The sequence below is a fragment of the Ruegeria sp. CDSB013 genome, from assembly GCF_059611165.1.
Genome location: NZ_JBXWPA010000039.1, coordinates 1 through 1176 on the forward strand (window position 1 = coordinate 1; position 1176 = coordinate 1176).

Annotated in this window: 1 protein-coding gene; it reads left to right on the forward strand. The window is 58.8% G+C overall.

Going from position 1 to position 1176, the window contains the following annotated elements:
- On the forward strand, positions 1–1176 hold a 1176-nt coding region (gene tuf, locus AC2FJF_RS24340; protein ID WP_108861257.1), incomplete at its 5' end, for an elongation factor Tu.

Here is a 1176-nt window from a genome sequence, read left to right on the forward strand (position 1 = left end):
ATGGCAAAGGAAAAGTTTGAGCGTAATAAGCCGCACGTCAACATCGGCACGATTGGCCACGTTGACCACGGCAAGACCACGCTGACCGCAGCAATCACCAAGTATTTCGGTGACTTCAAAGCGTATGACCAGATTGACGGCGCGCCTGAAGAAAAAGCACGTGGCATCACCATCTCGACCGCCCACGTGGAATACGAGACCGACACGCGTCACTATGCACACGTCGACTGCCCCGGCCACGCCGACTACGTCAAGAACATGATCACCGGTGCCGCACAGATGGACGGCGCGATCCTGGTTGTGAACGCTGCTGACGGCCCGATGCCGCAGACCCGTGAGCACATCCTGCTGGGCCGCCAGGTTGGCATCCCGACCATGGTCGTGTTCATGAACAAAGTGGACCAGGTTGACGACGAAGAGCTGCTGGAACTGGTGGAAATGGAAATCCGCGAGCTGCTGTCTTCGTATGACTACCCCGGCGACGACATTCCTGTCATCGCAGGTTCGGCTCTGGCCGCGATGGAAGGCAACAAGCCGGAAATCGGCGAAGAATCGATCCGCAAGCTGATGGCTGCCGTGGACGAGTACATCCCGACACCTGAGCGCGCTGTTGACCAGCCGTTCCTGATGCCGGTTGAAGACGTGTTCTCGATCTCGGGTCGTGGTACCGTTGTGACCGGCCGTGTTGAGCGTGGCGTGATCAATGTTGGCGACGAGATCGAAATCGTCGGCATCCGCGACACTCAGAAAACCACCTGTACCGGTGTTGAAATGTTCCGCAAGCTGCTGGATCGCGGTGAAGCGGGCGACAACATCGGCGCCCTGCTGCGCGGTATCGACCGTGAAGGCGTTGAGCGTGGTCAGGTTCTGTGTAAGCCAGGTTCGGTTACACCGCACACCAAGTTCGAAGCCGAAGCCTATATCCTGACCAAGGAAGAAGGCGGTCGTCACACTCCGTTCTTCGCGAACTACCGTCCTCAGTTTTACTTCCGTACAACTGACGTGACCGGCACCGTGACCCTGGCAGCTGGCACCGAGATGGTTATGCCTGGCGACAACGTGTCGTTCGAGGTTGAGCTGATCGCACCGATCGCGATGGAAAACGGCCTGCGTTTCGCCATCCGCGAAGGCGGCCGCACCGTCGGCGCCGGCGTCGTGTCGAAAATCGTCGAGTAA